Annotated in this window: 22 protein-coding genes and 1 pseudogene; 9 read left to right on the top strand and 14 right to left on the bottom strand. The window is 73.8% G+C overall.

The genetic code is table 11. The features are described from left to right. Positions 1–75: 75 nt before the first annotated feature. From ACMA1D_RS29290 to ACMA1D_RS29320, 7 genes are all read right to left on the bottom strand, one after another. A complete protein-coding gene (locus tag ACMA1D_RS29290; protein ID WP_414727011.1) occupies positions 76–2226 on the bottom strand; it encodes a dipeptide ABC transporter ATP-binding protein in 2151 nt (716 codons plus the stop codon). After that, positions 2223–3212, bottom strand: a complete 990-nt coding sequence (locus tag ACMA1D_RS29295; RefSeq protein ID WP_414727012.1) for an ABC transporter permease — start codon at positions 3210–3212, stop codon at positions 2223–2225. Before ACMA1D_RS29295 ends, ACMA1D_RS29290 begins: the two co-directional genes overlap by 4 nt. Then, positions 3209–4204: an ABC transporter permease gene (locus ACMA1D_RS29300; RefSeq protein WP_414727013.1), complete on the bottom strand. Its 996-nt coding sequence runs from the start codon at positions 4202–4204 to the stop codon at positions 3209–3211. The genes ACMA1D_RS29295 and ACMA1D_RS29300 overlap by 4 nt, the downstream gene beginning before the upstream one ends. A 91-nt stretch (positions 4205–4295) precedes the next feature. Then, a complete protein-coding gene (locus ACMA1D_RS29305) occupies positions 4296–6026 on the bottom strand; it encodes an ABC transporter substrate-binding protein (protein WP_414727014.1) in 1731 nt (576 codons plus the stop codon). A gap of 207 nt (positions 6027–6233) precedes the next feature. After that, positions 6234–6326 (bottom strand): Ms4533A family Cys-rich leader peptide, encoded by a 93-nt coding sequence (locus ACMA1D_RS29310; protein ID WP_414727015.1) that lies wholly within the window; start codon positions 6324–6326, stop codon positions 6234–6236. A 368-nt stretch (positions 6327–6694) separates the two neighbouring features. Further along, positions 6695–7966 (bottom strand): DUF3152 domain-containing protein, encoded by a 1272-nt coding sequence (locus ACMA1D_RS29315; RefSeq protein ID WP_414727016.1) that lies wholly within the window; start codon positions 7964–7966, stop codon positions 6695–6697. A 694-nt stretch (positions 7967–8660) separates the two neighbouring features. Beyond that, on the bottom strand, positions 8661–9731 hold the full coding sequence (locus ACMA1D_RS29320; protein WP_414727017.1) for an alpha/beta fold hydrolase: 1071 nt from the start codon (positions 9729–9731) through the stop codon (positions 8661–8663). A 213-nt stretch (positions 9732–9944) separates the two neighbouring features. On the opposite strand from ACMA1D_RS29320, the gene ACMA1D_RS29325 reads away from it, so the two are divergent. From ACMA1D_RS29325 to ACMA1D_RS29340, 4 genes are all read left to right on the top strand, one after another. Continuing rightward, the gene (locus tag ACMA1D_RS29325) at positions 9945–10223 is read left to right on the top strand and encodes a hypothetical protein (protein WP_414727018.1); all 279 of its coding nucleotides are present in this window, start codon (positions 9945–9947) and stop codon (positions 10221–10223) included. 150 nt (positions 10224–10373) lie between these two features. Then, a complete protein-coding gene (locus ACMA1D_RS29330) occupies positions 10374–11027 on the top strand; it encodes a TetR/AcrR family transcriptional regulator (RefSeq protein WP_414727019.1) in 654 nt (217 codons plus the stop codon). Positions 11028–11503: 476 nt separating this feature from the next. Further along, a complete protein-coding gene (locus ACMA1D_RS29335) occupies positions 11504–11731 on the top strand; it encodes a DUF3107 domain-containing protein (RefSeq protein WP_349996962.1) in 228 nt (75 codons plus the stop codon). A 430-nt stretch (positions 11732–12161) separates the two neighbouring features. Beyond that, positions 12162–12431, top strand: a complete 270-nt coding sequence (locus tag ACMA1D_RS29340) for a hypothetical protein (protein ID WP_414727020.1) — start codon at positions 12162–12164, stop codon at positions 12429–12431. A gap of 72 nt (positions 12432–12503) precedes the next feature. Here ACMA1D_RS29340 and ACMA1D_RS29345 read toward each other — a convergent pair whose 3' ends face one another. Beyond that, positions 12504–13250: a ferritin-like fold-containing protein gene (locus ACMA1D_RS29345; RefSeq protein ID WP_414727021.1), complete on the bottom strand. Its 747-nt coding sequence runs from the start codon at positions 13248–13250 to the stop codon at positions 12504–12506. Positions 13251–13482: 232 nt separating this feature from the next. Between ACMA1D_RS29345 and ACMA1D_RS29350 the strand changes: the two genes are divergently transcribed. After that, positions 13483–15495: a DEAD/DEAH box helicase gene (locus ACMA1D_RS29350; RefSeq protein WP_414727022.1), complete on the top strand. Its 2013-nt coding sequence runs from the start codon at positions 13483–13485 to the stop codon at positions 15493–15495. Positions 15496–15702: 207 nt separating this feature from the next. Beyond that, positions 15703–16548 (top strand): annotated as a pseudogene (locus ACMA1D_RS29355) (alpha/beta fold hydrolase); the annotation flags it as partial. Positions 16549–16925: 377 nt separating this feature from the next. On the opposite strand, the gene ACMA1D_RS29360 reads toward ACMA1D_RS29355, so the two are convergent. Further along, a complete protein-coding gene (locus ACMA1D_RS29360; protein ID WP_414727023.1) occupies positions 16926–17852 on the bottom strand; it encodes an NYN domain-containing protein in 927 nt (308 codons plus the stop codon). 200 nt (positions 17853–18052) lie between these two features. Here ACMA1D_RS29360 and ACMA1D_RS29365 point away from each other — a divergent pair, with 200 nt between their 5' ends. After that, entirely contained in the window at positions 18053–18205 is a 153-nt protein-coding gene (locus ACMA1D_RS29365; RefSeq protein WP_414727024.1) for a hypothetical protein, read from the top strand. A 264-nt stretch (positions 18206–18469) separates the two neighbouring features. On the opposite strand, the gene ACMA1D_RS29370 is transcribed toward ACMA1D_RS29365, so the two are convergent. From ACMA1D_RS29370 to ACMA1D_RS29385, 4 genes are all read right to left on the bottom strand, one after another. After that, entirely contained in the window at positions 18470–19075 is a 606-nt protein-coding gene (locus ACMA1D_RS29370; protein ID WP_349996821.1) for a MarC family protein, read from the bottom strand. 385 nt (positions 19076–19460) lie between these two features. Next, complete coding sequence (locus ACMA1D_RS29375; RefSeq protein ID WP_414727025.1) at positions 19461–20351, bottom strand: PHP domain-containing protein; 891 nt, start codon at positions 20349–20351, stop codon at positions 19461–19463. 246 nt (positions 20352–20597) lie between these two features. After that, on the bottom strand, positions 20598–21236 hold the full coding sequence (locus ACMA1D_RS29380) for a DUF6758 family protein (RefSeq protein WP_414727026.1): 639 nt from the start codon (positions 21234–21236) through the stop codon (positions 20598–20600). A 506-nt stretch (positions 21237–21742) separates the two neighbouring features. Further along, positions 21743–22342, bottom strand: coding sequence for a suppressor of fused domain protein (locus ACMA1D_RS29385; RefSeq protein ID WP_414727027.1), 600 nt, complete (start codon positions 22340–22342; stop codon positions 21743–21745). A gap of 485 nt (positions 22343–22827) precedes the next feature. Here ACMA1D_RS29385 and ACMA1D_RS29390 point away from each other — a divergent pair, with 485 nt between their 5' ends. Continuing rightward, on the top strand, positions 22828–23952 hold the full coding sequence (locus tag ACMA1D_RS29390) for a magnesium and cobalt transport protein CorA (RefSeq protein ID WP_414727028.1): 1125 nt from the start codon (positions 22828–22830) through the stop codon (positions 23950–23952). Between the two features lie 51 nt (positions 23953–24003). Here ACMA1D_RS29390 and ACMA1D_RS29395 read toward each other — a convergent pair whose 3' ends face one another. Beyond that, positions 24004–25032 carry a DMT family transporter gene (locus ACMA1D_RS29395; protein WP_414727029.1) on the bottom strand — a complete coding sequence of 343 codons (1029 nt, stop codon included), beginning with the start codon at positions 25030–25032 and terminating at the stop codon, positions 24004–24006. Positions 25033–25159: 127 nt separating this feature from the next. On the opposite strand from ACMA1D_RS29395, the gene ACMA1D_RS29400 reads away from it, so the two are divergent. Beyond that, a complete protein-coding gene (locus ACMA1D_RS29400; RefSeq protein ID WP_414727030.1) occupies positions 25160–25774 on the top strand; it encodes a hypothetical protein in 615 nt (204 codons plus the stop codon). Positions 25775–25846: the final 72 nt, after the last annotated feature.

The raw sequence follows: 25846 nt of genomic DNA on the forward strand, positions 1-25846 counted from the left end.
ACGGACGGTTGTCCGTCGCGCCACCAGAAGGGGTGAACGGTCGTAACTTTTTCGACTCGATCCCGTTGCCGCGCGCTATACGGCGGCTTTCGCGGAGGTGAGTTGGGGCACGGCGGCCAGCAGGGACCGCGTGTAGGGGTGCTGCGGGGCGTCGTACACGGCGTCCGTCTCCCCCTCCTCGACGACCTGCCCGCCGCGCATCACCGCGACCCGGTCGCTGACCTGGCGTACGACGGCGAGGTCGTGCGCGATGAACACCAGGGCCAGGTCCAACTCGCGCTGGAGGTCGCCGAGCAGCCGCACGATGTGCGCCTGGGTGGTGACGTCGAGCGCGGAGACCGGCTCGTCACAGACGATCAGCCGGGGTTCGGGCGCCAGCGCCCGCGCGATGCCGACCCGCTGCCGCTGGCCGCCGCTGAACTCGTGCGGGTAGCGGTGGTACCAGTCGGGTTCGAGCCCGACCCGCTCCAACAACCCGCGCACCCGCGCGATGATCTCCGCGTTCGACAGGGCGCCCGCCGCGCGGAGCGGGTCGGCGATGGATTCGCCGATGCTGCGGCGCGGGTTCAAGGACGACACCGGGTCCTGGAAGACCATCTGCAATTCGCTGCGGAACGGGCGCAGTTCGCGCTCCCGCAGCCGGCCGATCTCGCGTCCGCGGTAACGCAGTTCGCCGCCGGTCGGCTCCAGCAGCCGCACCAGCATCCGCCCCAGCGTCGTCTTGCCGCTGCCGGACTCGCCGACCACGCCCAGCGTCTCGCCGGCGCGCAGCGTCAGCGACACGTCGTTCACGGCGACCACGGAGGCGCGCCGCTTCCCGAACACCCGGCGCAGCGCGACCGCTTCGAGCAGCGTCTCGGCAGCTCCAGCGGCGTCCGCGCCCGCGGCGGCGGCAGCCGTCCCCGGCCCGACCGCCCGGGCCCCGGCAGCACCACCCGCGGCGGCGCCGACCGCGGAACCGACCGCCAAACCCGCCTCAGGAGCAGCCGCAGGACCGCCCTCCACAGCACCCGCAGAACCGCCCTCGGAGTTACCTGTTTCTCCCTTGCTGATCCCGACCTTGCTGATCCCGGCGCCGTCGAGCGCGGTCCCGTCGGCCCGGCCCTCGCCAGCACCGGGCTCACTCACGCCGGTCGCACTGGTCACGCCGGAGCCACTCCCAGCAACCCCGCCCGCGTTCGCACCCCCACCGCGCCGCTGTTCGACCCGCGGCACCGCCGCGAGCAGCGACCTGGTGTACGGCTCGCGCGGCGCGTCGAGCACCGTGCGGAGCGTGCCGCGTTCGACGGCCCGGCCCGCGCGCATCACCAGCAGGTCGTCCACGCTGGAGGCGGCGACCCCCAGGTCGTGGGTGACCAGGATCAGGCCCATGCCGGTCTCCGCGCGGAGTTCGGCGAGCAGGGCGAGGATCTGGGCCTGCACCGTGACGTCGAGCGCCGTGGTGGGCTCGTCGGCGATCAGGAGCTTCGGTCGGCAGGCCAGCGCCATGGCGATCAGCGCCCGCTGCCTCATGCCGCCGCTGAACTCGTGCGGCCGGGAGCGGGAGCGGCGTGCCGCGTCCGCGATGCCCACCCGGTCGAGCACCTCCACGGCCCGCGCCCGCGCCGCGCGCCGGCTGGCGTCGCGGTGGTGCACCCGGTACACCTCGGCGATCTGGTCGCCGATGGCCAGGTACGGGTCGAGCGAGGAGAGCGGGTCCTGGAAGACCATGGCCGCGACGCCGCCCCGGATGCGGCGCAGTTCCGCGTCGTCGACGGCCGTCACGTCCCGGCCCGCGATCCGTACCGCGCCGCTGACCTGCGCGCCCGTCCCGCGGTGCAGGTCGAGCAGGGCGAAGGCCGCGGTGCTCTTGCCGGAGCCGGACTCGCCGACGATGCCGAGCGCGGCCCCGGGCTCCAGCGTGAAGGACAGCCCGTCCACGGCCCGTACCGTACGGCTCCGCTCCTCGTCCGGCGCGCCGTCGGCATCGCCGCCGACCGGGAAGCCGACGCTGAGGTCGACGACCTCCACCAGCGGTTCACCGGCGGGCCCGGCAGCGGACCCGGTGGGCGCCGAACGCGGCGCGCCGGCCGTCGCCGCCACCGCGGCCCCCGCACCCGGTGCCGCCACCGTCACGGTCTCCACGGCCGGCGCAGCCGCGGCCCGCTCTCCCGTCCGCTCCGTGGCCGGCTCCGCGGCAACCCGCACCGTGGCACCCCCGGATCGCTTGGTCTGTCGTGCGCTCATGTCAGGGTCACCCTCCGATCGGTTGCGGCGTAGAGCAGGTCGGCGACGATGTTGGCGACGACCACGGCGGCACCGGTGACAAGCACCACGCCGATCACCACGGGCAGGTCGATGTCGCGCACCGCGTGCACCAGGAGCTGGCCGAGGCCCGGCAGCCCGAAGAGCGTCTCGGTGAGCATGGCGCTGCCGAACAGGGTCCCCAGGTCCATCGCGGTCAGCGCGATCACCGGGGGCAGCGCGCCGCGCAGCGCGTGCCGGGTGACGATGGCGCGCTCGGAGACCCCGTACGCGCGGAAGGTGCGGATGTGGTCGTCCGCCAGCGTCTCAAGGAGCGAACTGCGGGTCAGCCGCGCGTACTTGGCCGATTCGATGAGTGCGAGCGCGGTCCACGGCAGCAGCATGTTCCAGGCCCACTGCTCGGGGTTCTCGGTCAGCGCCACGTACGACGGGAAGGGCAGCCAGCGGAGCTGGGCGCAGAAGAGCATGAGCAGCAGCAGGCCGATGATGAACACCGGGGTCGCCGTGCCGGCCAGCGTGAACCAGGTCAGCACGCGCTCGGTGATCCCGCCCCGGCGCAGCGCCGAGACCAGGCCGGTGCCGACCCCCAGGATCAGCCACAGCACCATGGCGCCGAAGGCGAGCGAAGCGGTGACCGGGATGCGCTGCGAGATCAGCTCGGTGACCTGCTGGTCGTTCTGGTACGACAGCCCGAAGCAGGGCGCGTTGCAGTGCAGCACGCTGGTGCCGGTCGAGTAGTCGTGGCCGGTGAACAGGCCCTGGATGAAGTGCCAGTAGCGCGCGTACAGCGGGTCTTCGAGCTGGAGCTGGTCGCGGACCTGGGCGATCTGCTCGGGGTTGCAGCGCGGGCCGCAGGCGAGCTTGGCCGGGTCGCCGGGGACCGCGTAGAACAGCGCGTACACGACGACGGACAGGACGAACAGCACCAGGACGGCGCCCAGCACCCGGCGCAGCAGGTACGTGATCATGCCGGGTCTCCCTTCCGGGCCTTGCGCGGGCGGCGGCGGCCGGCGCCCAGCCGGGACGCCTCGCGCGGGTCGAGCGCCACCCGCAGGGCGTCGCCGAGCACCGTGAAGGCGAGCACGGTGAGGAACAGCAGGCCGGCGGGGAGCAGTACGTAGGCCGCGTCGGCCCTGAACCAGGTCGTCGCCGACGACAGCATCTGCCCCCAGGACGGGGTGGGCGGCCGGATGCCGACGCCCAGGAAGGACAGGCCGGCCTCGGCCACGATGTTGCTGGGCAGCAGGATCGCCGCGTAGGTGATCACGGGCGCGGCCAGCGAGGGCAGCAGTTCGCGGCGGGCCACCCGCAGCGGCCCGGAGCCGCCGAGCCGGGCCGCGGCGACGAAGTCGGCCTTCTTCAGCGAGAGGGTCTGGGCCCGCACGATGCGGGCCGTGCCGGCCCAGCCGAAGAGCGCGATGACCAGGATGAGCAGCAGCGGGCGCGGGAAGTCCCCGGGCACCACGGCGGTCAGCGCGATCACGAACGCCAGCGTGGGCAGGGCGAGGAACACATCGCTCAGATGGCTGAGCACGCTGTCCACCAGGCGGTTGCCGAGACCTGCGGCGATGCCGATGCCGACGCCGAGCAGCACCTGGAGGACGGTGGCGCCGAAGGCCACCAGGAGCGAGATGCGGGCACCGTAGACGAGGCGGATGAACAGGTCACGCCCGGTGCCGGGTTCGACGCCGAGCCAGTGCTCGCCGCTGATCCCGCCCCAGGAGCCGAGCGGTACGCCGCCGCGCGCCGAGTCCACCAGGTCGTCGTGGTACGCGTCGGGGTCCTGGCCGGTGAGCGCGGACAGCAGCGGGGCGGCCAGCGCGAGCAGGATGAGCAGGGCGAGGCCGGTGGCCGCGACGGCCGCTGCCCTGCGCCGCCGCAGCCGCCGCCACACCTGCCGGGCGCCCGAGGCGGGGACCGGGGCCCCCGCCTCGGCCGTGGCCAGGACGTCGCTGGTCACGAGGGTTCCCCGGGGGCCACCGCGGTGGCGGTCACGGTGCGGGCTGCCCCGGCAGAGGGCGCGGTCCCGGCGGAGGTGGTACGCACCCAGATCACCGGACCGCGACCTGCGACACGTCGAGCACGCCGGTCCAGTCGCTGATCACGATGTTCTTGACGTCCTTGCCGAACAGCCGCTTGTAGACCGGGTGGAACAGCGGCACCGACAGCGCCTGCTCGCCGATCTTCTTGTCGAGCGCGCCCCACCGCTTGGCCGCGGCCTTCAGGTCGGTCAGCTTGTTGATGGCGTCGATCTCGGCGTTGACGGCCTTGTCGTTGAGTTGCGCGTGGTTGTAGTTGGAGCCGTCCTTGACGATCTGTCGACCGTCGAAGATCGGTGCCAGGAACGGCCCGCCGGCGGGCCAGTCGGCGCCCCACTGGGAGAGGTAGAAGCCCGGCGCGTCCTGCACGCTGTGGATCTTCTCGCTGTAGTCGTTGTCCTCCAGGCCCTGGAGCTTGAGCGTGATGCCGGCCTTCTTCAGCCCCTCCTGCACGGCCGTGGCGACCTCGGGGCTGGTGGCGAAGTCCTTGGCGGTGGAGTGGGTGAGGGTGACCGTCAGGCCGTCCTCGTAACCCGCCTCCTTGAGCAGCTTCTTGGCCTGCTCCGGGTTGCCCGTCTTGCCGGCCGGGAAGTGGTCGTAGGGCACGTACCCGAAGTAGTCGCGCTCGGGCAGGAAGGTGGTGGCCGGCTCGGCGAGCGAGGAGCCGCCGGCCGCGTTGACGACGCTGGTGCGGTTGATCGCGTGGCTGATGGCCTGCCGCACCTTCGGGTTGTCGAACGGCTTGACCTTCGGGTTGAAGGCCAGGTAGTTCGTGTAGCCGAAGTGGCCGGTGCCGACCCGGTCGGCGAGCTTCTTGTCCCCGCTGACCTGGGCGAGCTCGGCCGGCCCCAGATTGGTGTCGGTGGTCACGGCCGCGGCGTCGGGCCCGGAGCCGGTGGACAACCGCTGGTTGATGACGGCCGAGTCGAGCCCGGACTTCACCTCCACCTTGTCCGGGTAGGCGTGCCGCTCCGCGTCGGTCTTCTCCGACCAGTGCGGGTTGCGCTCGAAGACCATGTGTTCGCCGTCGCCGCTGTTCTCGACGACCTTGTACGGGCCGGAGGAGATCGGGTGCTTCTCGTACGCGGTCCCGGTGTCCTTGGCCTTGGGCACCGGCGCGAACTGCGTCTGGGTGGCCACGAACGGGAAGTCGCCCTCGGGCTTGCGCAGGTGGAAGACGATGGTCTTCTCGTCGGGCGTCTCGATCGAGTCGAGGCCCTTCTTGTCCTTGTACGGGCCCTGGTAGGTGTCGCCGCCGATCAGCCAGTCGCGCAGGTACGGGGCGCCGCCGGACAGTTCGGCCGCGAACGAGCGCTCGATGCCGTACTTGATGTCCGCCGTGGTGATCTTGGAGCCGTCCTCGTACTTGAGGTCGTCCTTGAGCGTGTACGTCCACACGGTGGCGTTCTTGCTGGGCTTGCCGAGGTCGGTGGCGAGGTCGGGCACCACCTTGGCGCCGGCCGGGCCGTCCTCGCGGTTGCGGGTGGTCAGGGTGCGGAAGACCAGCCCGGGGATGTTGCCGCCGCCCGAGGTGTACAGCCGGGCCGGGTCGAAGTCCGACTGGGGCTGCCGGTTGAGGATGGTGAGCGTGCCGCCCTTGCTCAGCTCACCACCGTCCTTGCCGCCCTTGGCACCGCTGCTGTTGTCACTGTCCTCGGGCCCGCAGGCGGCCACGCCGCCCAGCAGTACGACGCTGACGGCCGCCGCGGCCACGCGGCGGGATATGAGGGGCAGTTGACGCATGACGAGAAACGCCTTTCGCAGCAGGAGGCATCCGGGCCCGCCGGATCACGGCACGCCGCGACCGGGCGGGCCGCACCGTCCGGGGGCGGATGCGAGTGGGGTGAAGTGAAGTGCGGGACGGCGCTTGGGCCGTGGGCTGCGCGGCCCGGCCGCGCGGAGAGAAACCGTTCCTGGGCCCCAAGGGGCGGGGAGCGGCGAAGGGGGACGCTAGCGACAGTGAACGTCGGCGACTGCGTGCCCGGCCACGCCGATGAGCGCCAGCTCGAAGCTGACGGTCTCAAGGACAGGACGGCGCGACATGCCGAGAAGACTGAACGATTTTTCGCCACCTGGCAAAGATGTCTCGAATATAGAGACGATTTGTCTCGCCGGCCGAACGGACGGCGGCAGAGGCCAACACCAGCCGGCGGAGCGCACAACTCCGCGTGGCGAGCGACGAAACCCCTGGTGATCACCGCACGGGCGCGGCACGCACGAGCCGCGCCCGCCCTTCCTTCCGCGGCCCGGACCGGCCGCGGCCCCACCGCGCCGGCCGCCGAACGACGCCCGCAGTCGATCTCTCACGGGCGCCGGCGCCCACCTCCCACCGGCGCGTACGGGCCGCGGGCCAGGCCCTTTGCGCACCGCGTCCGGGCGGCGCCGACGGGCCGACCGCCGGCGCCCCGGCGCTAGCGCTGCTTGCCGCCCTTTGCGTCCGGGAACGGCCAGGCGTTGGCCCGGCAGGTGGCGTTGCCGGTCTTGAGCACCTTGGTCTGCTGCATCATCACCGGCGCCAGCGCGCCGTCCTTGCCGCACTGTTCGTGGCCGCGGCCGAGCCGGTGCCCCACCTCGTGGTTGATGAGCATCTGCCGGTAGATCAGCGTCTGGTCGTCGCGGAAGGTCTCCGCGCCCTGCGCCCACCGATAGGCGTTGATCATGATGCGTTCGGTGGCCGCCGAGTCGCAGGAGACGTTGTCCTGCGTGGTGTCGAGACCGGACTTGGCGCACCACACGCCGGTGGTGCCGGGGCTGGCCAGGCTGATGACGAACCGGGCGTCACCGGATGAGACCCGCTCGAAGGTGCGCCGCCCGCCGTTGGCCCAACTCCGGTTGTCGTTCAGGGTCTCCTGAACGGCCCGCACGAACAGCTCCGTCTCCAGCGGCAGCCCCTGTTCCACGTCCACCCGGTAGCGCACCACCTCACCGCGACCCGGCGCCTTGTCCCGCCCGGGCACGGTGGTGAACTTGCCCGACCCCTTCAGACCGGGGCTGAGCGGGAACTTCGTCGCCAGCTTCTCCTCGTACGAGGGCGGGGGCGGCGGCGCGGGCGGCGTCGGTCGACCCTCGCGCTTGGCACTCGGTTCCTCGGCCCGTTCGGTGGCGCCGCCGGCGGCCCTGGCGTCGTCGTCGGAACCGGCGGTCACCTGGCCGGCGACCACCACGGCGAGCACCGTGGTGACCGCTGCCGCCGCGATCCCGGCGAACGTCCGCCCCTTGCCGCCCGAACCAGCGTGCCCGGCCCGCCGGCGCGCGCCGGCCGGCGGCTCGTCGTCGGACCGCCCCGCCCCGCCGCCGGCGGGCACTGCGGCGCCCCCGCCCGTGGAGCCGGGCCCCGCGGGGCCACCGGCCGCCGATTCACCGCTGGTACGGGCCGGCGGCACGGTGGCCGGCCCGGCCGCGGTCGAAGCCGCCCGCCCGGTGCCCCTGGTCGTCGGCCCGGTCGGCCGTGCCGGGTGGGCCGGATCGCCCGGACCTGCTGGGTTGGCTGGATCGCGCGGACCTGCCGGATTGGCTGGGTCGGCCGGCCCCGTCGGCCCAGGCGCGGGCCGCGGGCCGCGGGCCGGAGCCCCGGCCGAGCCGACCGCCCCGGCCGCGACCGCCGCGGCGGTGCCGTCATCGGCCACCCCGCCGGCCGCCGGCCCGTCGAACGCCTCCACGTACTCCCGCCGCGGCCCGGGCATCCCGGACGCCATCGGCCGCCGCACCGGTCCGACACCGCCGCCGGTCGCGCCGGCGCCGGCCGCACCGTCCCCGGCGTCACCGCTGCCGGTCGCCCCACCGCCGGCGGCGCCATCGGCCCCGGCACCGGCTGCGCCCGCGCGCCGCCCGGCCGCACCGAGCGCGCCCCAGCCGCCGCCGGGCTCCCGCTGCTCGGGATGCCCCCCACGCGCCGGCCCACCCACCTGCGCCCCACCCCGCCGGGCCACACCGGGGGTGCCGTGCGGCGGGGTGCCGTCAAGGAAGGGTGTGCCATGCGGCGGGGTGCCGTCAGCAAGCGGCCCGACCAAGGGCGTGCCCTGCGCCGGCGTCCCGTCCGGGTACGCCGCGCCCCGCCCCGACCCGTCGCCTCCGGGGCGGTTCTGGGTGGGGCGGTTCGCGGTGGGGCGGGGTATCCGGCCTTCGCCGGGGTGCGGGCCGGGCGTCGGATCGGCCGCGGGGTTACGCCCCGCGGGGAAGCGCCCCCCGAAGGTGGGCATGCCGTGCGCGGGCGTGTCCCCGGGGTGGGGCACTCCGCGCGCGGCCGGGCGGGCGCGGAGTGGGCCGTCGCCGGTCGGCGTCCCCGGCTCCGCGCCGGAGGCGGCGGGCGGCTGGGGGCGCGGGGCGGGGGCCCCTGCGGACCTGCCGTCGCGGGCCCGCGGGCCGCGGGCGCGGTGCTTACCCACGTGCCGCAGCGCCCCTGCCCGCGCCCTGGCCCGCGCCGTCGGCGGGGGCTCGCACCGGGCGCGGGGCCGCGGCGTCCTTGGCTTCGACAGGCTCCACGGGCTCCACCTTCGCGCGCAGTTCGAGGTCGGTGAGCAGTTCACGGAAGGCCCGCGCGACCGCTTCGGGGTACTCCATCATCGCGACGTGACCCGCGTCGAGGAGGGTCAGCAGCCGGGCGTCGGGGAAGACCGCCTTGGCGCGCCGGGCCATCCGGATCGAGATGAGCTGGTCCCGCCCGCCGTACACCAGCAGCGTCGGCGCCAGCACCCGCTCGGCCTGCCGCCACAGCGACTGCTGACCGCCCAGCGTGTACGAGTCGACGACGCCGCGCGCGGAGTGCGCTAGCACGTCCCAGAAGTACGGCAGCTCAAGACGCCGCTCGAACTCGGCGACGGCCACCGCCAGGTGCGCTGGATCGACCCGGCTCGGATCGCCGTAACACAGCGCCAGCAGTTCGTAGGTGCGCCGCTCGGCCGTCCAGTCCCGGGTCAGCCGGCGGAAGAGGCGGGTGGCGCCGGGCACCGCGAGCAGCGCGGTGGGCACCGCGGTCCGCTGCGGCGGCACCTCGGGCAGCGCGGGCGAGACGAGCGTCACCGTGCGCACCAGGTCGGGCCTGGCCGCGGCGACCCGGGTCACGATCGCGCCGCCCATCGAGTTGCCGAACAGATGGACCGGGCCGCGGCCCCGCGCCTCGATCAGCCGGGTCACGGCGCGGGCGTGGCTGGCGATCGAGTAGCGGCCGTCCGCCGGCGGCGGCGAGAACCCGAACCCCGGCAGGTCGACGGCCTCGCCGTCGACCACGTCGGCCAGGTCGGCCATGAGCAGCGACCAGTTGTCGGACGCACCGCCGAGGCCGTGCACGTAGAGCGCGGGCGGCAACCCCTCGCGGGCGGGCGGCCGGGACCGCACCGCCAGCGTGAACCCGTCCACCCGCACCTCGCGCAGCCGCTCCCCCGCGCCGAGCGGGGAGGCCGGGGCCGGTACGCCGTACGGGCCGTCCGACGCGTCACTGCTGGAAGACATGGAGCAATGTTACGAGACGATCACGCGGCACGTTCGTGTGTTCGCCATCACTGACCCGGGTCGGGCCCCGATCGAGCGCGGATCGCCCCGTCGGCCGCCCGGGGCGATCCGGACCTTTAGCGCATAGCGCCGACAGAAAACGGCTCGTACGCTCGGAAGAAGAGGAGGGCGCCCACCAGGGATGGACGGCGCCCGCCCGGGAAGGGGAGCCGCATGCGCAACGAGCCGATCGACCCCACCGACCCGCTGGCCTTCCGCACGGAAGGGTCGGCGGAGGGCCAGCCCGAAGCCAGTGAAGCCGCCGGGACCACCGCCCCCGCCGTCGCCGACCGGAGCGTGGAGGCGCCGGAGGCGGACACCGCCGAGCAGCGCACTGACCTCGCACCGACCCAGGACGAGCCGGCGTACGACGTCGATCCGACCGCCGCCAACCCGGCCGACGTCGCCGAGCAGCACCGCGTCGTGGCCGCCGACGAGGATGACTATCGATAATCCGCTATCGGCGTTCCATCCCTCTTGCCGGCTTCCGTGAGCGGGGGGTCCGTGAATTTCTCGGCACGGGCCGCGCGCCCCCGGTTACCCAAAAGTACGATGGCGGGTGCGGTGAACACCGTGCATGGAACGACCCACCTGGGAGGCGGCGTGACAGCCATCGAGCAGACCGAGGCGCGCCCGCGAGGCACGCGCCTGCCGCGCCGAGCCCGACGTAATCAGCTCCTGGGCGCCGCCCAGGAGGTCTTCGTCGCACAGGGCTACCACGCGGCGGCGATGGACGACATCGCCGAACGCGCCGGGGTCAGCAAGCCGGTGCTCTACCAACACTTCCCCGGCAAGCTCGACCTCTACCTGGCACTTCTCGACCAGCACTGCGAGGCCCTGCTCCAGTCGGTGCGCACCGCGCTCGCCTCGACCACGGACAACAAGCTGCGCGTCACGGCGACGATGGACGCGTACTTCGCCTACGTGGAGGCCGAGGGCGGCGCCTTCCGCCTCGTCTTCGAGTCCGACCTGACCAACGAGCCCGCGGTGCGCGAGCGCGTGGACCGGGTCTCGCTCCAGTGCGCCGAGGCGATCTCCGAGGTGATCGCCGAGGACACCGGACTGCCCTCCGACCAGTCGATGCTGCTGGCCGTCGCGCTCGGCGGCGTCTCGCAGGTCGTGGCCCGCTACTGGCTCTCCAGCGAGAGCGACATCCCGCGCGACCGCGCGGTGCAACTCGTCACGTCGCTGGCCTGGCGCGGCATCGCCGGCTTCCCGCTGCACGGCGCGGACAACCCCTTCGCCGAGACGGACTGACCGCTCCACGCGCGCGTACGTGCGCGTACTCGTACGGGCAGCGCACGGACGGTGCGCGCAGGGTCGGCGCACCCAGGGACAGTCCCCGAGGGGCGCCGGCCGCGCGCGGGCGGACGGGCCTGCGCGGGTACGCGCGGCTGCTGCGGACACCAGGCGCCGCATGACGGGGCGGGTGGCCGGTGGCCTCACGCGGGCGGGTACGCGCACCCGCGGGCGTGCCGTCGGCGCACGGCAGCCGCCCCGCCAGCGGGCCGCCCCACCGGGCCGCCGGCCGGCCGAGGCGGCGCCTGCGCCTACCGTTCCCCGACCCGGCCCGCCGCTCCGGGCCGCGGTCGACCGCCGCGATTCCCGCGGCCTGCCCCGGGGCCCGGGGTCACGCCCCGCACTACGGCTAATGTGTCCGTACGGCGCGGGCACCGCGCACCTCCCCTGGCCCGGTGGCCAGGGGTAACCCGGACCGTCGGAGGGACATGGCCGTGGAGGTCAAGATCGGCGTGCAGCACGCGCCTCGCGAGATCGTCTTGGAGAGCGAGCAGACTGCCGAGGAGGTCGAGCGCGCCGTGGCCGACGCGCTCAGCGGGAAGGCGCAGTTGCTGAGCCTGGTGGACGACCACGGCCGCAAGGTCCTGGTCCCGGCCGACCGGCTCGCCTACGTCGAGATCGGCGAGCAGTCGGTCCGCAAGGTGGGCTTCAGCGCGCTCTAGGCGCAGCGGCACCAGACACCTCGACGGCGGGGCCGGTGGACGATCCACCGGCCCCGCCGTCGGCGTACCCGCCCCCGCGCACCAGCCCCACCGCCCCGACCGGCGCGGCCCCCTCACCAGCCCCACCGGCCGGCCGCCGCAGCCACCCCGGCCGCCTCGACCAAACCGACCAAACCGATCACCCCGGCCGCCCACGTCGCTCCGCCACAGCCCCGGCCCGCCCGCACGGCCCCGTACCGCGCCGCCCACCCACCCGCAGCGCAGCCTCTGTCCCGTCCCGCACCACCCCGCACCACCCAGCGCCGCTCCGCAGCGACCGTCTTTGACCATCACGTCGACGTGTCGACATAAGGATTGCCGCGAGCGTGCTCGGGGTAGTACCGGCTACGACCGATTTGCGATTGCTCACGGCTCGCTCGGGAGGCAGCACATGGTCCTGGAAGCGCTCGGTTCGGTACTGATCGGCCTCGCGGTCGCCGTCGCGGCACTGCGCTGGCTGCCCCGGCGATTGCCCACGACCCAGCTCGTGCTCTCCACCGGCCCCGGCGCCGCGCTCTTCGGGGCCCTGCTCGGTCACTCGGTGCTCGGCGGCGGCCACCCGCTGGCCACCCTGACCGCGGCCCTGATCATGGCGGTCGCGGCGCTCTCGCTGCTGGTCCGCCGCCCCACCCGACGGCTCCGCCGCTCCGCGACGGTCTAGCCGCGCCCGGACACGACGGCGCCCCGGCCCGTGGGCCGGGGCGCCGTGGCGTGTTCGGGCGCGGCGGGCGGCTCAGGCCGCGAGGCCCAGCGCCGCCATCCGCTTGGTGTGGGCCTCGGTGATCCGGGAGAACATCCGCCCGACCTCGGCCAGGTCGAAGCCGTCGGCCACGCCGCCCACCAGCATCGTGGAGAGCGCGTCGCGGTCCGCGACCACCCGCTGGGCCTGCGAGAGCGCCTCGCCCATCAGCCGCCTGGCCCACAGCGCGAGCCGCCCGCCCACCCGCGGGTCGGCCTCGATCGCGGCCCGCACCTTCTCCACGGCGAACGTGGCGTGCCCGGTGTCGTCGAGCACCTGGAGCACCAGGGCGCGGGTGTCGGTGTCGAGCCTGGTGGCGACCTCACGGTAGAAGTCGCTGGCGATCGAGTCGCCCACGTACGCCTTGACCAGGCCCTCCAGCCAGTCCGACGGCGCCGTCTGGCGGTGGAACTCGTCCAGCGCGGCGGCGAACGGCTCCATCGCCTCGTTGGGCTCGGCCTCGATCGCCGCGATCCGGTCCCGCAACCGCTCGAAGTGGTGGAACTCGGCCGACGCCATCTTCGCCAGCTCCGCCTTGTCGTCGATGGTCGGCGCGAGCTTGGCGTCCTCGGCCAGGCGCTCGAAGGCGGCCAGCTCGCCGTAGGCGAGGGCACCGAGCAGATCGATCACCGCGGCCCGGTACTGGGGTTGGGTGGAGGCCTGCGCCCAGTCCTGGGCGGCGATTCCGGTGGCCTCGGGGGCGGCGTCGGGCGTGCTGTCAGCGGCGTTGGGCGTCTCCATGACGCGCACAATAGTCCGCCGGCGCGCCGCTGGAAGCCCCTGGTCAACCCCGGCGGTGCCGGCCGGCGGCGAGTGTGTTCATCGTCGCACTCAAACAAGCCTCCGGATGGACCGTCGTATCCGGGGTACAGTGGTAAGGAGCCCGCCCCTTACCGGCGGGTCGTTCCACGCATGCGGATGCCCGGTCGGTGGCCCGATCGGCTCCAAATCGACCGCCCTCCACGCGGCGCGTATGAGACGTACGCACGGCGAGAGGGAACCGCTCGCGGTGTGCGCGCCCGAGCGGAGGCAGTGGTCCCGCGCCATCCGGCCCGTCCCCGGTCGGCACAAGTACCCGGTGCGGTACGACCCCCTCCGCCGCCTCGCGCCGCGTCTCACAGAAGAGGCAAGCATCCTGTCTACGTTTCGAGAACTCGGGATTCTCCCCGAGACCGCCGAAGCCCTTGAGGCCGTCGGCATCACGTCCCCCTTCCCCATCCAGGAAATGACGCTCCCGGTGGCGCTCAGCGGCACCGACGTCATCGGCCAGGCCAAGACCGGCACCGGCAAGACGCTCGGGTTCGGCCTGCCGCTGCTGGAGCGCGTCACCGTTCCCGTCGACGTCGAGGCCGGCCGGGCCACTCCCGACCAGCTCTCCGACGCCCCCCAGGCACTCGTGGTCGTCCCCACCCGCGAGCTGTGCCAGCAGGTCACCAACGACCTGCTGACCGCAGGCAAGGTCCGTAACGTGCGGGTGCTGTCGATCTACGGCGGCCGGGCGTACGAACCGCAGGTCGAGGCGCTCAAGAAGGGCGTCGACGTGATCGTCGGCACCCCGGGGCGGCTGCTCGACCTGGCCGGTCAGAAGAAGCTCAACCTCTCCAAGATCCGCGGCCTCGTCCTGGACGAGGCCGACGAGATGTTGGACCTGGGCTTCCTGCCGGACGTCGAGAAGATCATCCAGCTCCTGCCGGCCCGCCGGCAGACCATGCTGTTCTCGGCGACCATGCCGGGTGCGGTCATCTCGCTCGCGCGCCGCTACATGTCGCAGCCCACGCACATCCGCGCCACCGCGCCGGACGACGAGGGCCAGACCGTCGCCAACATCACCCAGCACGTCTTCCGCGCCCACTCCATGGACAAGCCGGAGATGGTCTCGCGCATCCTCCAGGCCGACGGCCGCGGGCTCGCGATGATCTTCTGCCGGACCAAGCGGACCGCGGCCGACATCTCCGAGCAGCTCTCCCGTCGGGGCTTCGCCGCCGGCGCGGTCCACGGCGACCTCGGCCAGGGCGCCCGCGAGCAGGCGCTGCGCGCCTTCCGCAACGGCAAGGTCGACGTCCTGGTCTGCACCGACGTCGCCGCCCGCGGCATCGACGTCGAGGGCGTGACCCACGTCATCAACTACCAGTCCCCCGAGGACGAGAAGACCTATCTGCACCGCATCGGCCGCACCGGCCGCGCGGGCAACTCCGGCACCGCCGTCACGCTGGTCGACTGGGACGACATCCCGCGCTGGAAGTTGATCAACAAGGCGCTGGACCTGCCGTTCGACGAGCCGGAGGAGACCTACTCCACCTCGGCGCACCTGTACGAGCTGCTGTCCATCCCGAGCGGCACCAAGGGCATCCTGCCGCGGGCCGAGCGGACCCGGGCCGGGCTCGCCGCCGAGGAGATCGAAGACCTCGGCGAGACCGGCGGCCGGGCCGGACGCGGTCGCAAGGCCGCGGCGCCGGCGGCCGAGCGGGAGCGCCCGGCGCGCACCCGCACCCCGCGCCAGCGCCGGCGTACGCGCGGCGGCGTCAACCTCGACGGTGCCACGCCCGAGGCCGGCAACGCCACGACCGAGACCGGCGCTGCCCCGGCCGACGGCGACGGAGCGGCCAGGGCCGTCGCCGCGGTGGACACCGCGGACGGCACCGCGGCCACCGCGCCGCGCACCCCGCGCCGCCGCCGGCGCACCCGTTCCAGTGCGGGTGCCGGTGCCGGCCAGCAGGTGACGGCGGCCGACGGCGCCGGGCAGGCGCCGGCCAAGGCCGTCGAGGCCGTGGACGCCGCTGCGGGTGCCGCGACCGGCGAGGCCACGGCCGCGCCGGCCAAGCGGTCCCGCCCGGCGAAGAAGGCGGCGCCCGCCAAGGCCGCTGCCGAGGCCCCCGCGGTGGCCGAGGCCGCGGCGGACGGTACCGAGGCGCCGGCCGCCAAGCCGCGCCGCCGGCGCACCCGCTCCCGCGCCGCCGCCAGCTCCGAGGCCCCGCAGGAGGGCTGACCGCGGCAAGGCAGCGACGACAGCAAGGCCCGAGGGCCCGATGACGCACTCCGCGTCATCGGGCCCTCGGCCGTCCGCCCCCGGCCCGTACGGACATCGCGCACCGCCCCGCCGCCCCGTCCGGCCACCTGACGCGGCGCCGAACGTTCGGCGACGAACGCGCCACCGGCCGGCCGCCGCGGTGGGCGCGGGGTTAGCCTCGACGGCATGAGCAGGCCGCCCTACCTCGCCCTCCCGCCGTGCGCCCGCGCGTATCCGCTGGCCACCGAGCGCGGGTCGTTCGCCGTGCACGACGCGGTCCCGGACGGGCCGGTCAGCGGCGTCGTACTGCTCGTGCCGGGCTTCACCGGAAGCAAGGAAGACTTCATCACGCTGCTGGCGCCGCTGGCCGCCGCCGGCCTCCGGGTCCTCGCCGTGGACGGCCGCGGGCAGTACCAGAGCCAGGGCCCGGCCGATCCGGCCGCGTACGCCCCCGACGCGCTCGCCGACGACGTACTGGCCCAGGCCGCTGCGGTGGCGGCCGACGGCCCCGTGCACCTGCTCGGCCACTCACTGGGCGGGCTGCTCGCCCGCCGGGCCGTCCTGCGTCACCCCGGGGCCTTCGCCTCGCTCACCCTGATGAGCTCGGGGCCGGCCGCGGTGGTCGAGGCGCAGCAGGCCAGGCTGGCGATGCTGACCGATGCGCTGGCGCACTGGGACATGGCGCAGGTGTGGCAGGCGATGCAGGAGCTCGACCCGCCGGAGGCGCCGGGCGAGACGCTGCCCGCCGCCGTACGGGACTTCCTGCGCGAGCGCTGGATGGCCACCCGACCCGAGCAACTGGCCACCACCGCACGGCAGTTGATGACCGAGCCGGACCAGGTGGCGGAGCTGGCCGCGGCGGGCCTGCCGGTGCACGTGCTGTCCGGCGCGGTGGACTACGTCTGGCCGGTGTCGCTGCTCGACGAGATGGCCGTGCGGCTCGGCGCCCACCGCAGCACCATCGCCGGGGCCGAGCACTCCCCCGCGGTGGACCGGCCGGCCGAGACCGCGCGGGCACTGCTCGACTTCTGGCAGCCCACCCCCACCCCACCGACCCGCCCCACGCCCACCCCGTCCCACTCCTCGTACGCCTCGTCTCGCATTGCGGACGGTGCGGTGGGCGGCGCGACCGACGCCACCGCCCATTCCCCGCGGGGGGCGGCGCGACCGGCGTACGGCACACGCGCCACCGACGCCCCGGACCCCGGCACGGCCTGACCTCCGAACCAGGTACGGGCCCCGCACCGCACCGCCGCCCCCATCCGACACCGGCACCGTCCCCGCCGCAACCGAGCGCCCCACTCGACACCTCAACTCCCCTCCCCCGAACGGCACTTCGCCGTGCGCCGGCGGCTCCGCAACGCCGCACAGGAACACCGCGCAGGAGCGCTGGCCGAGGGCGGCCGGGGTCAGTACTGCGCCTGGAGGTGCTCCCAGAAGCCGTCGCGGACCGCGCGGCGCAGGTCGGCGTGGGCGCGGAGGGAGAGCTGGAGCAGCGCCTCGGCCTCGATGAGCAACTCCTGGTCGACCGAGCCCGGCAGGTAGGGATGGCCGGGCAGCAGGTCGGCGAGGGTGGCCCGGCCGCGGCTGGCCAGCCACTGGGCCGCCACCTGGGCGCCGACGAAGCGCACGTCGTCCCGGCTGGGCAGGTGGCCGCCGGCCAGTTCGCCCGGCGGTTCGGTGGCCACCGCCCGACGCATCACGTACGGCTTGCAGAACTCCAGGTCGAAGGTGCGCTGGCTGTCCACCTCCCAGAGCAGCGGCTCGGCCTGGTTGCGTCCGGTGGCCGCCTCGATGCCCCAGAGGTGCACCCGGGCCCCGTACCCCTGCGCGGCCTCGACCGCGGAGACCAGGTCCTCGTCGCCGCCGATGAGCACCGCGTCCCCGATGGCCCGGTGCCTGGCGAGGGACTCCAGGTCGGAGCGGATCAGCGAATCGACGCCCTTCTGTTGGTTGTTGGCGTTCAGGTTGCCGAGCCTGACCTTGACGTCGGGCAGTTCGGCGATGCGCTGCTGTTCGGTGGTGTGGATGCGGCGGCGGGCGCCGTCGTACCAGTACACGCGCAGCAGTCTGCTGTCCGGGAAGATCGTGCGGGCCCGGTCGATGAACGCCTCGATGAGGCCCTCGGTGTCCAGTTCGAAGGCCCGGCGGTCCTCGGTCCCGGCGACGAGCCGGCCGGCCGCCGCGTACACGTACCCCGCGTCCACGAAGATCGCGTGCGTGGACGGGGTCGTGGCGACCTCGGCCAGCACCCGTTGCAGGAGCTCGTTGGTGCGCTCGATCCCCGCGGCGATCGCGGTCAGGTCGACCCCGCCCGGGGGCTCGACGTCATGCATGGCGGCCTCGTCCGGGCCGTGACACAGCGAACACAAACGACTCCTGTTACCTCTTAGTAATTAGCATGTCGAAAAATTTCCTTAGCGTAGGGAATGTTTGCTTGGGGCAACCCGTTCTCTCTAGTGGAACGCACCGCAAGGTCGCGGTGCGTTCGCTCACTCACAGTTCTCCTCAGGAGGATCAGACGAAGGGAGAAGCCTTGCGCTTCGAGATCATGCGCCTGGACGACGTCGACGGCTCCGCCGTGGACAGCACCGTCGTGGACGCCGCCTCCGTCAACCGGATCGTGCAGCAGGCCGCTTCGTTGGGCCAGCGCATCTACATCCGTCCAGCCGACTCCGCAGCCCGGTAGCACCACCGGCCGCCCGCACGACGACGCACATCACACACGCGAGGCGCCCCCGTACCACCACACGGTACGGGGGCGCCTCGCGTCGTCATACGCCCACCAGCCATCCGCTGGACACCCCGGTCACCAGTGCGCTACGAGGGGTGACCGGCTGCCGTCGACGGCCGCGGCCCGGGCCGCGAGCGGGGGCGGCGCCGACCCTTTGGACCAGCGGGCGGGGCCGGCCCGGCGGGCGGCGGGGCAGCGGTTGGGGCAGGGCTGCGGCGGTCAGGCCGCCTGGATGAACTGGGTGATGCCGTTCGCGATCTGCTGCACCGCGATGGCCGAGAGCATCATTCCGGCCAACCGGGTCACCAGGACCACGCCACCGTCCTTGATCACCCGGATGATCAGCAGCGAATAGCGCATCACCAGCCACAGCACCACGTGCATGGCGATGATCGCGGACCAGACGGAGAGCTGGCCGCCGAAGCCGTCGGCGTGCTGCACCGCCAGGATCACCGAGACGATCGCACCGGGCCCCGCCAGCAGCGGCATGCCCAGCGGCACCAGCGCCACGTTGACGTCCTTGGTCTGGGTGGGCTCCTCCGACTTGCCGGTCAGCAGGTCGAGCGCGATCAGCAGCAGGAGCAGCCCGCCGGCGACCATCAGGGCCGGCACCGAGACGTGCAGGTAGTCCAGGATCTGCTGGCCGCAGATGCCGAACAGGGTGATGACGCTGAAGGCCACGGTGGCCGCCTGCCACGCCATCTTGCGCTGCACCTTCAGGGGACGGCCCGAGGTCAGTCCGAGGAAGATCGGCGTGATGCCAGGGGGGTCCATGATGACAAAAAGGGTGAGAAAGAGGGACCCGAAGAGAGCGAAGTCGAACACGATGTGCCTTGCGAGGAGAGAGCCGAGACCTGGGACAGGCCGAGGGACAGTGGACGGGACGGAACAGGGGGAAGGGGCGGGGCAGTACGGGGCGTGGGCGGACCCGGGGCCCGACGCGGACGCGCCGTACCGCGCGCAGCAGCGGCCCGGGCGGGCGGGCCCGCGCTCCGGCCCCCGGCCCGCCGCGGCGCCGACCGTGACCGGCCCCCGTCCGGACCGACGGCGCCCGGACGCGCCTCACCCGGCGACGGGCGCGGCGCGGCCCGGTGGGCGGCGCGGGTCAGTGGTGGAGCGAGGACGCGACGGGCGGCCGGGCGCTACGGGGCGCGGCCGGGGCCCGGGACGCCGAGCGGGCGCCGGGGGCGGCTACGGAGCGCGTACGGGCTCAGCCACCGGTGCCCGGCACCGGGAAGGCACCGGTCGCACGGCGGATGATCTCGCCGTAGACCTCCGGGTCGGTGGTGTACTCGCCGAGTCGACAGGTCTTGCGACTGCCGTGGTAGTCGCTTGAGCCGGTGGTCAGCAGTCCGAGGTCGGCGGCGAGGCCGCGCAGCCTGGCGCGGGTGGGCTCGTCGTGGTCCATGTGGTCGACCTCGACGCCGTCGAGACCGGCCGCCGCCAGCTCGGCTATCGCGCTCTCGGGCACGCACTGGCCGCGCTTGAGCGCCAGCGGATGGGCGAAGACGGTGACCCCGCCGGCCGCCTTGACCAGGCGGATCGCCGCGAACGGGTCGAGTTCGTGCTTCTCCACGTAGGCCCGGCCGTCGTTGGCGAGCCACTGGTCGGTGAAGGCGTCCGAGACGGTCGCCACCACGCCGGCCTCGACCATCGCCGCCGCCACGTGGGGCCGGCCGACCGCGCCGTCGCCGGCGATCCGGGCGACCTGCTCCCAGGTGATCGGCACGCCGAGCGCGCGCAGCTTCTCGACCATGGCCCGGGCGCGCGGGGTGCGGTCGTCGCGGACGAGCTCGCGCTCGCGGGCGAGCTCGGGCTCGGCCGGGTCGAAGAGGTAGGCCAGCATGTGCAGGCTGATCCCGTCGGCGGGCGCGTCCGGGTCGGCGCCGGCCGGCAGGCGCAGCCGACAGGAGAGCTCGGCGCCGGTGACCAGGGTCAGCCCGGCGGGCAGCGCGCGCCGCGCCTCGGCGTACCCGGCGACCGTGTCGTGGTCGGTCAGCGCGATGACGTCAAGCCCCTCGGCCGCGGCGTTGCGCACCAGCTCAGCGGGGGTGTCCGTGCCGTCGGACGCGGTGGAGTGGGTGTGCAGGTCGATGCGCACGACGCAGACTCCAAGGCGGTCGACGGGGATGACGGGGACGCCCTTCACTGTACCGGGGCGATTCGACGCCCCCACCCACGCCGTCACGATCGCCCGGCGGGGTACGCACAGCCGCGCCCAGCCGCCCGCCCGCGCCGGCTCCGCGCGACCACCCGCCCGCCGGTATGCGTTTCAGCGGCCACGGGCGTCGTACGCGCGCGGCCTGCGGCCCCAGGGCGCGGCAGGTGCGACGGCCGGCCACCGTCCTCAGGAGAGCACCCGCGGCGAGAGCGCCCCGCAGGGCAACAGGTCCGCTTCGGCGCCGGCGTCCCGCAGGTCGGTGAGGACGAACTCGTCGTACAGCAGCAGCCCCGCCTGCTCGGGCCAGACCACGATCCACAGCCACAGGCCGCGGGCCTCGCCGGCGAAGACGGCCCGGTCGTCGGGGGAGCCGGCCACGTGCCACAGCGGGGTGGGCCGGCCGGCGGCCAGCACCTTGGTGTGCGGGGGCTTGTCCACGCACATGCCGGGGCCGGGGTCGGGGCCGTCGATCCCCGCGTACCTCGCGCCGAGTCCGACTCCGAGTTCCTCGGCGATCAGCAGCATCTCGCCGGGGCCGCCGAGCGGCCCGGGGCCCGAACAGGCCACGGCCGTGGCGCGCCCGCCGCTGCGGTCGTCGCCCGCGCAGGCCACACCGGTGAACAGCCAACCGACCGGCAGCGGCCAGGGCATCCAGACCGGCACCTGGGCACGGCTGACCACGACGGCGAGTGCTTCGACGCTCGGCGGTACGACCGGCTGGAGGGGGTGCACCGTTCCGTGCACCCCGCACTGCCAGGAGTCGGCGAACAGACCGGGCGCCCGCACCCGGCCACCGCACTTCGGGCAACTGGGTTCGCCCCTCATAGTCGTCAACGGTCCTCCCCACCGGTCGCCACGTCAAGGACGATCACTCGTCCGGCCCGCCCCACCGGACAGAACTGGGTGCAACATGAATCAATTAGCCTCGCTAACTTAATGCGCCGAAACGGCACCGCTCCCCACGCAGCGAGGGGAGCGAGAGAAGCACCGCGCAACGCGCGCGAAGGCGCCACCGCGCCCCTTTCCCCTGCGGCCCTCCTGCGGCGTCGCGGCGCTCGCGCCCCCGCCCGGCGCCGGCATCACGGCGGCACGACGCCCCCGCGCCTACACCGACCACCGGGCGCCCCGCCGCGCCCCGACCCGCCTCGCCCCAGCCAACTAACGCACACAAAAGGCCAATTACTGCCCGGAGAGCAGAACCGAAGGATCAGACGCGGGGAACCCCCAGCAGCCACCCGCACCCGCATCCGCATCCACAGGCCCCTCCGACTCCGGGGCCGCACCCACCCGAGCACCGTCCACCGGCGCCGCGCCCGGGATTTGACGTGGCGTCAGTCCTGGAGGGCGACCGCGGCGCGGAGGGGGTCGCGCAGGTCCGTGCCGGCCGCGAGCCAGCGGGACTCCAGGGCCTCGGCCCCGTGCACCCGCTTCCACGCGGCCTCGTTGGCCGTCATCGGCAGCAGCGGCAGGAAGCGCACCGGGTCCAGTGGCGCATCGAGTTCCAGGTCGGGCACCAGGCCACCGGGCGCGGCCACCAGGACCGACTGGAACGGGGCCCCAGGCCACAGCGGCTCGCCCACGTCCAGCGAGCCGCCCGGCGCCACGACGACGCCTTCCACCTGCGGCGATGCGGCGAGTACGGCGAGCGGCCTGAGCACCTTGTCGGTGTCGGCGCGGCCGGCGCGCACGGTGAGCAGCAACTCGGCGCGGGGGCCGCGGACCGGGTCGGCGAGCGGGTCGGCCGGGTCCGCCATGGGCTGGCCGGACATGCCGAGCGTGGCGTAGCGCACGAGGGCATCGGCGCCCGTACCGTCGACGAAGCGCAGCACCTCGATGCGGTCGGTGCCGAGGAAGGTGATGGCGGCGCGGGCGTCGGGCCTGCCCAGCGCCGTCTGCAACCGGGCCTCGACCAGCTCAAGAACATTCGCCATGCGGCGAGCATAGAACCCGTATCGAAGCGGCAAAGCGGCACGCCGCTGTCGTACGCCCCTGGTAGCCTTGGCGCCTGATCAGGGACATACGTTGTCCCCTACGGGGGACCGGCCGGAGGAGGTGGGGCTGCGGTGGACCCGAGTCGACCTCGCAGTACCGACTGTTCTCCCGTCCTCCCGCTCGGGACGCGCTCCTCCGCTGTGTGATCTGCACCCTTCCGTACCCGGCTCGCCCGAGGGGAAACCCCGCGCCGGGGAGGGAAGTTGAGGAATTTTTCGCGCCCGCGCCATCTGTACGGAAGAGCAGCGTCATCCGCTTCATTCCGTGTTTCCGTGTTCCGCCGTGCGGAACACGTCAGCGCCTAGCACACGGAGCGCCGTCCGCTTTGCGGACGTACGGCCCAAAGACGCACCGTACGTCCACTTTCCGGACCGCGCTGCGCACCGCGCTTCGCCGCTGACGACCGGCCCGCTGAGGAGTCCGTATGTCGATGATCCGTGACCTGCGCGCAGCCGTCCGCCCCGCCCTGCGGCGGGGCCACACCACACCCGATTACGACCCCACCCGCGATCCCTCGGTCACCAGCGCCATCGTCGACTGCGGCGTCTACCGCAACGGCAGGCGGGTCAGCCAGCACGTCAGCCCGACCGAGGCGATGGCCAGGGTGCGGGCCGAAGGCGGCTTCGCGTGGATCGGGCTGCACGAGCCGACGGAGCGTGAATTCGCCGGCATCGCCCAGGAGTTCGGGCTGCACCCGCTGGCCGTCGAGGACGCCGTACACGCCCATCAGCGCCCCAAGCTGGAGCGCTACGACGACACGCTGTTCACCGTCTTCAAGACCATCCATTACGTCGAGCACGCCGAACTCACCGCCACCAGCGAGATCGTGGAGACCGGCGAGGTGATGTGCTTCACCGGCCGGGACTTCATCGTCACCGTGCGGCACGGCGGGCAGGGGTCGCTGCGGGCGCTGCGGCACCGGCTCCAGGACGATCCCGACCTGCTGGCCAAGGGTCCGTCCGCGGTGCTGCACGCCATCGCCGACCAGGTGGTGGACGGCTACATCGCGGTCGCCGACGCGGTGCAGGACGACATCGACGAGGTCGAGATCGACGTGTTCTCGGCGACCAACAGCGCCGCCAAGAGCGGGCGCGGCTCGGCGCGCGGCGGCGACGCCGGCCGCATCTACCAGCTCAAGCGCGAGGTGCTGGAGTTCAAGCGGGCCGTCTCGCCGCTGCTGCGGCCCTTGCAGTTGCTGAGCGAGCGGCCGATGCGGCTGGTCGACCCGGACATCCAGAAGTACTTCCGGGACGTGGCCGACCACCTCGCGCGCGTCAACGAGCAGGTGCTCTCCTTCGACGACCTGCTCAACTCGATCCTCCAGGCCAACCTGGCCCAGGCGACCGTCGCGCAGAACGAGGACATGCGCAAGATCACCGCGTGGGCGGCCATCATCGCCGTCCCCACCATGATCTGCGGCGTGTACGGCATGAACTTCGACCACATGCCCGAACTGCGCTGGAAGTACGGCTATCCGGCGGTGCTGACGCTCATCGTCGGCATCTGCTTCACCATTCACCGCGGCTTCAAGCGCAACGGCTGGCTGTAGCCGGGGCTCGGCCTTCGGCCTGACCGTACGGGCCTGCTGGTCGTACGGGCTTCACGGGTCCGTACGAGCCTCCGGGCCCCGTACGGGCCGCTCCCCGGCCGCCCAGGTCGGGCGTTTGCTGCGGCCGTCGATGACCACCAGGGCCAGGCCGAGCAGGATGACGGCGAGGGCCGGGTAGGCGGCGGCCGGCGGGTGTTGGCCCAGCCACAGGGCGGCGATCAGGGCCGCGCCCGGGGTCTCCAGGAGGATGCCGGTGGCGGTGACGGTGGGGCCGAGTCCGCCGACCACCCGGTTGATGATCGAGTGGCCGAGGAGTTGGGCGGCCACCGTCAGCACCGCCAGCTTGAGCCAGGTCGTACCGTCGTAGCCGCCCAGTCGCACGCCGGCCAGCAGGCAGGTCACCAGCAGGACCAGCGCCGTGGTGGCGTAACAGACGCAGGTGTAGGCGGTGGTGCTGACGGTGCGCCGGACCTCGGCGCCGACCAGCATGTAGCCGGCGCCCGCCATGCCGCCGGCGAGCGCCAGCGCGTCGCCGGCCAGGGCGCGCGGGGAGAGCGCCAGGTCGACGCCGGTGAGCAGGAGCACGCCGAGGAAGGCGACGCCGATGCCGGCCCAGACCAGCCCCGACGAGCGGTGGCCGCGCAGTCTGAGCAGCACCGTGGTCCAGATCGGCGTGGTGGTCACCAGTGCGGTGGAGGACGAGACGGACGTCATGTGCAGGCTCGGCAGCCACACCGCGAAGTGCACGGCGAGCAGCACGCCGGCGGCGGCCGACAGCCAGCCGGCGCGCGCACCCATGGTCCGCAGCTCGGCCCGGTGTCGTACGAGCGCGACCGGGAGCAGCACGCCGAGCGCCATGACGTTGCGCCACAGGGCGATCGCCAGGGCCGGGGCCGCGGTGGCCGCGATCAGCGGGGCCGACAGCGAGATGCCGGCGATGGCGACGCCGAGCAGCACCAGGTCGACGGGGACGCGACCGCCACCGCGGCCGTCCCCGGCCGCACCGGTGGCGGCGCCGGCGGCCGTGGTTCGGGGAACGCTGCTACGCGGCCTCGCCAGGCCGGCCAGTCGAACGCGCACGCGGGACAGCGTAAGGCGTGCGGGGGCGGGACGGTACTGATGCTTGCCGCAGGCTGCTCGGGGCGGCCGGGCCGGCGGGGGTGGCCGGGCCGGTGGTGGGGGCGGAACCACCCCATAAGCTGGGTTCATGACGCACAGCGTGGAGCAGGCCCTCACGGATCGGGCGCTGATCGAAGAGGCGACGAAGAAGTCCGGCCTGATCTGGGTGCTGGGCTCCGCCGGCGCCACCCGGAGCGCGCCCAGGGCGCTGTGGCACCTGTGGCACGAGGGGGCCGCCACCGTGGTCGGCTCGTACGACGCCGGCGCCCCGGACCCCGACGACGCCGGCCCGGCCGCCGGCATGGGACTCATGGAACAGCCGCTCGACGGCCTCGGGCTGACCGACGGCGGCACCGCGGCGGTGACGGTGCGCAGCAAGGACAAGGGCGGGCGGCTGGTGGGCTGGACGGCCCGGGTGGTGGAGCTCGCGCCGCGCAGCCCGGCCTGGGAGGCCGCGGTCGCCGAGCTGAAGCCCAAGCGGTTGAACGCGGTCGACTCCGAGCAGGTCATCGAGCGCTGGGCGCGGGCCTGCCGGGTGCTGCGGCTCGAACCCGCCGACGCCCCGACCGCCGCCCAGCCGGACGGTTCGCTGGCCGCGGAGCCGGTCCCGAGCCCCGCGGTCACCCGCAAGCCGATGCCGGAGGCCCTGCCGAAGCTGCTGCGCCGCCGGGCGCGCAAGAACCCCCGCAAGAACCCGCGCTGAACGACGGCGCCGCGCCGGGTTCCACCAGCGCGGCGCCGCGCCTGGCGCCGTCAGCCCACTCGTGGAGTCGGC

Source organism: Streptomyces sp. 796.1 (assembly GCF_047525675.1).
Lineage (GTDB): Bacteria > Actinomycetota > Actinomycetes > Streptomycetales > Streptomycetaceae > Streptomyces.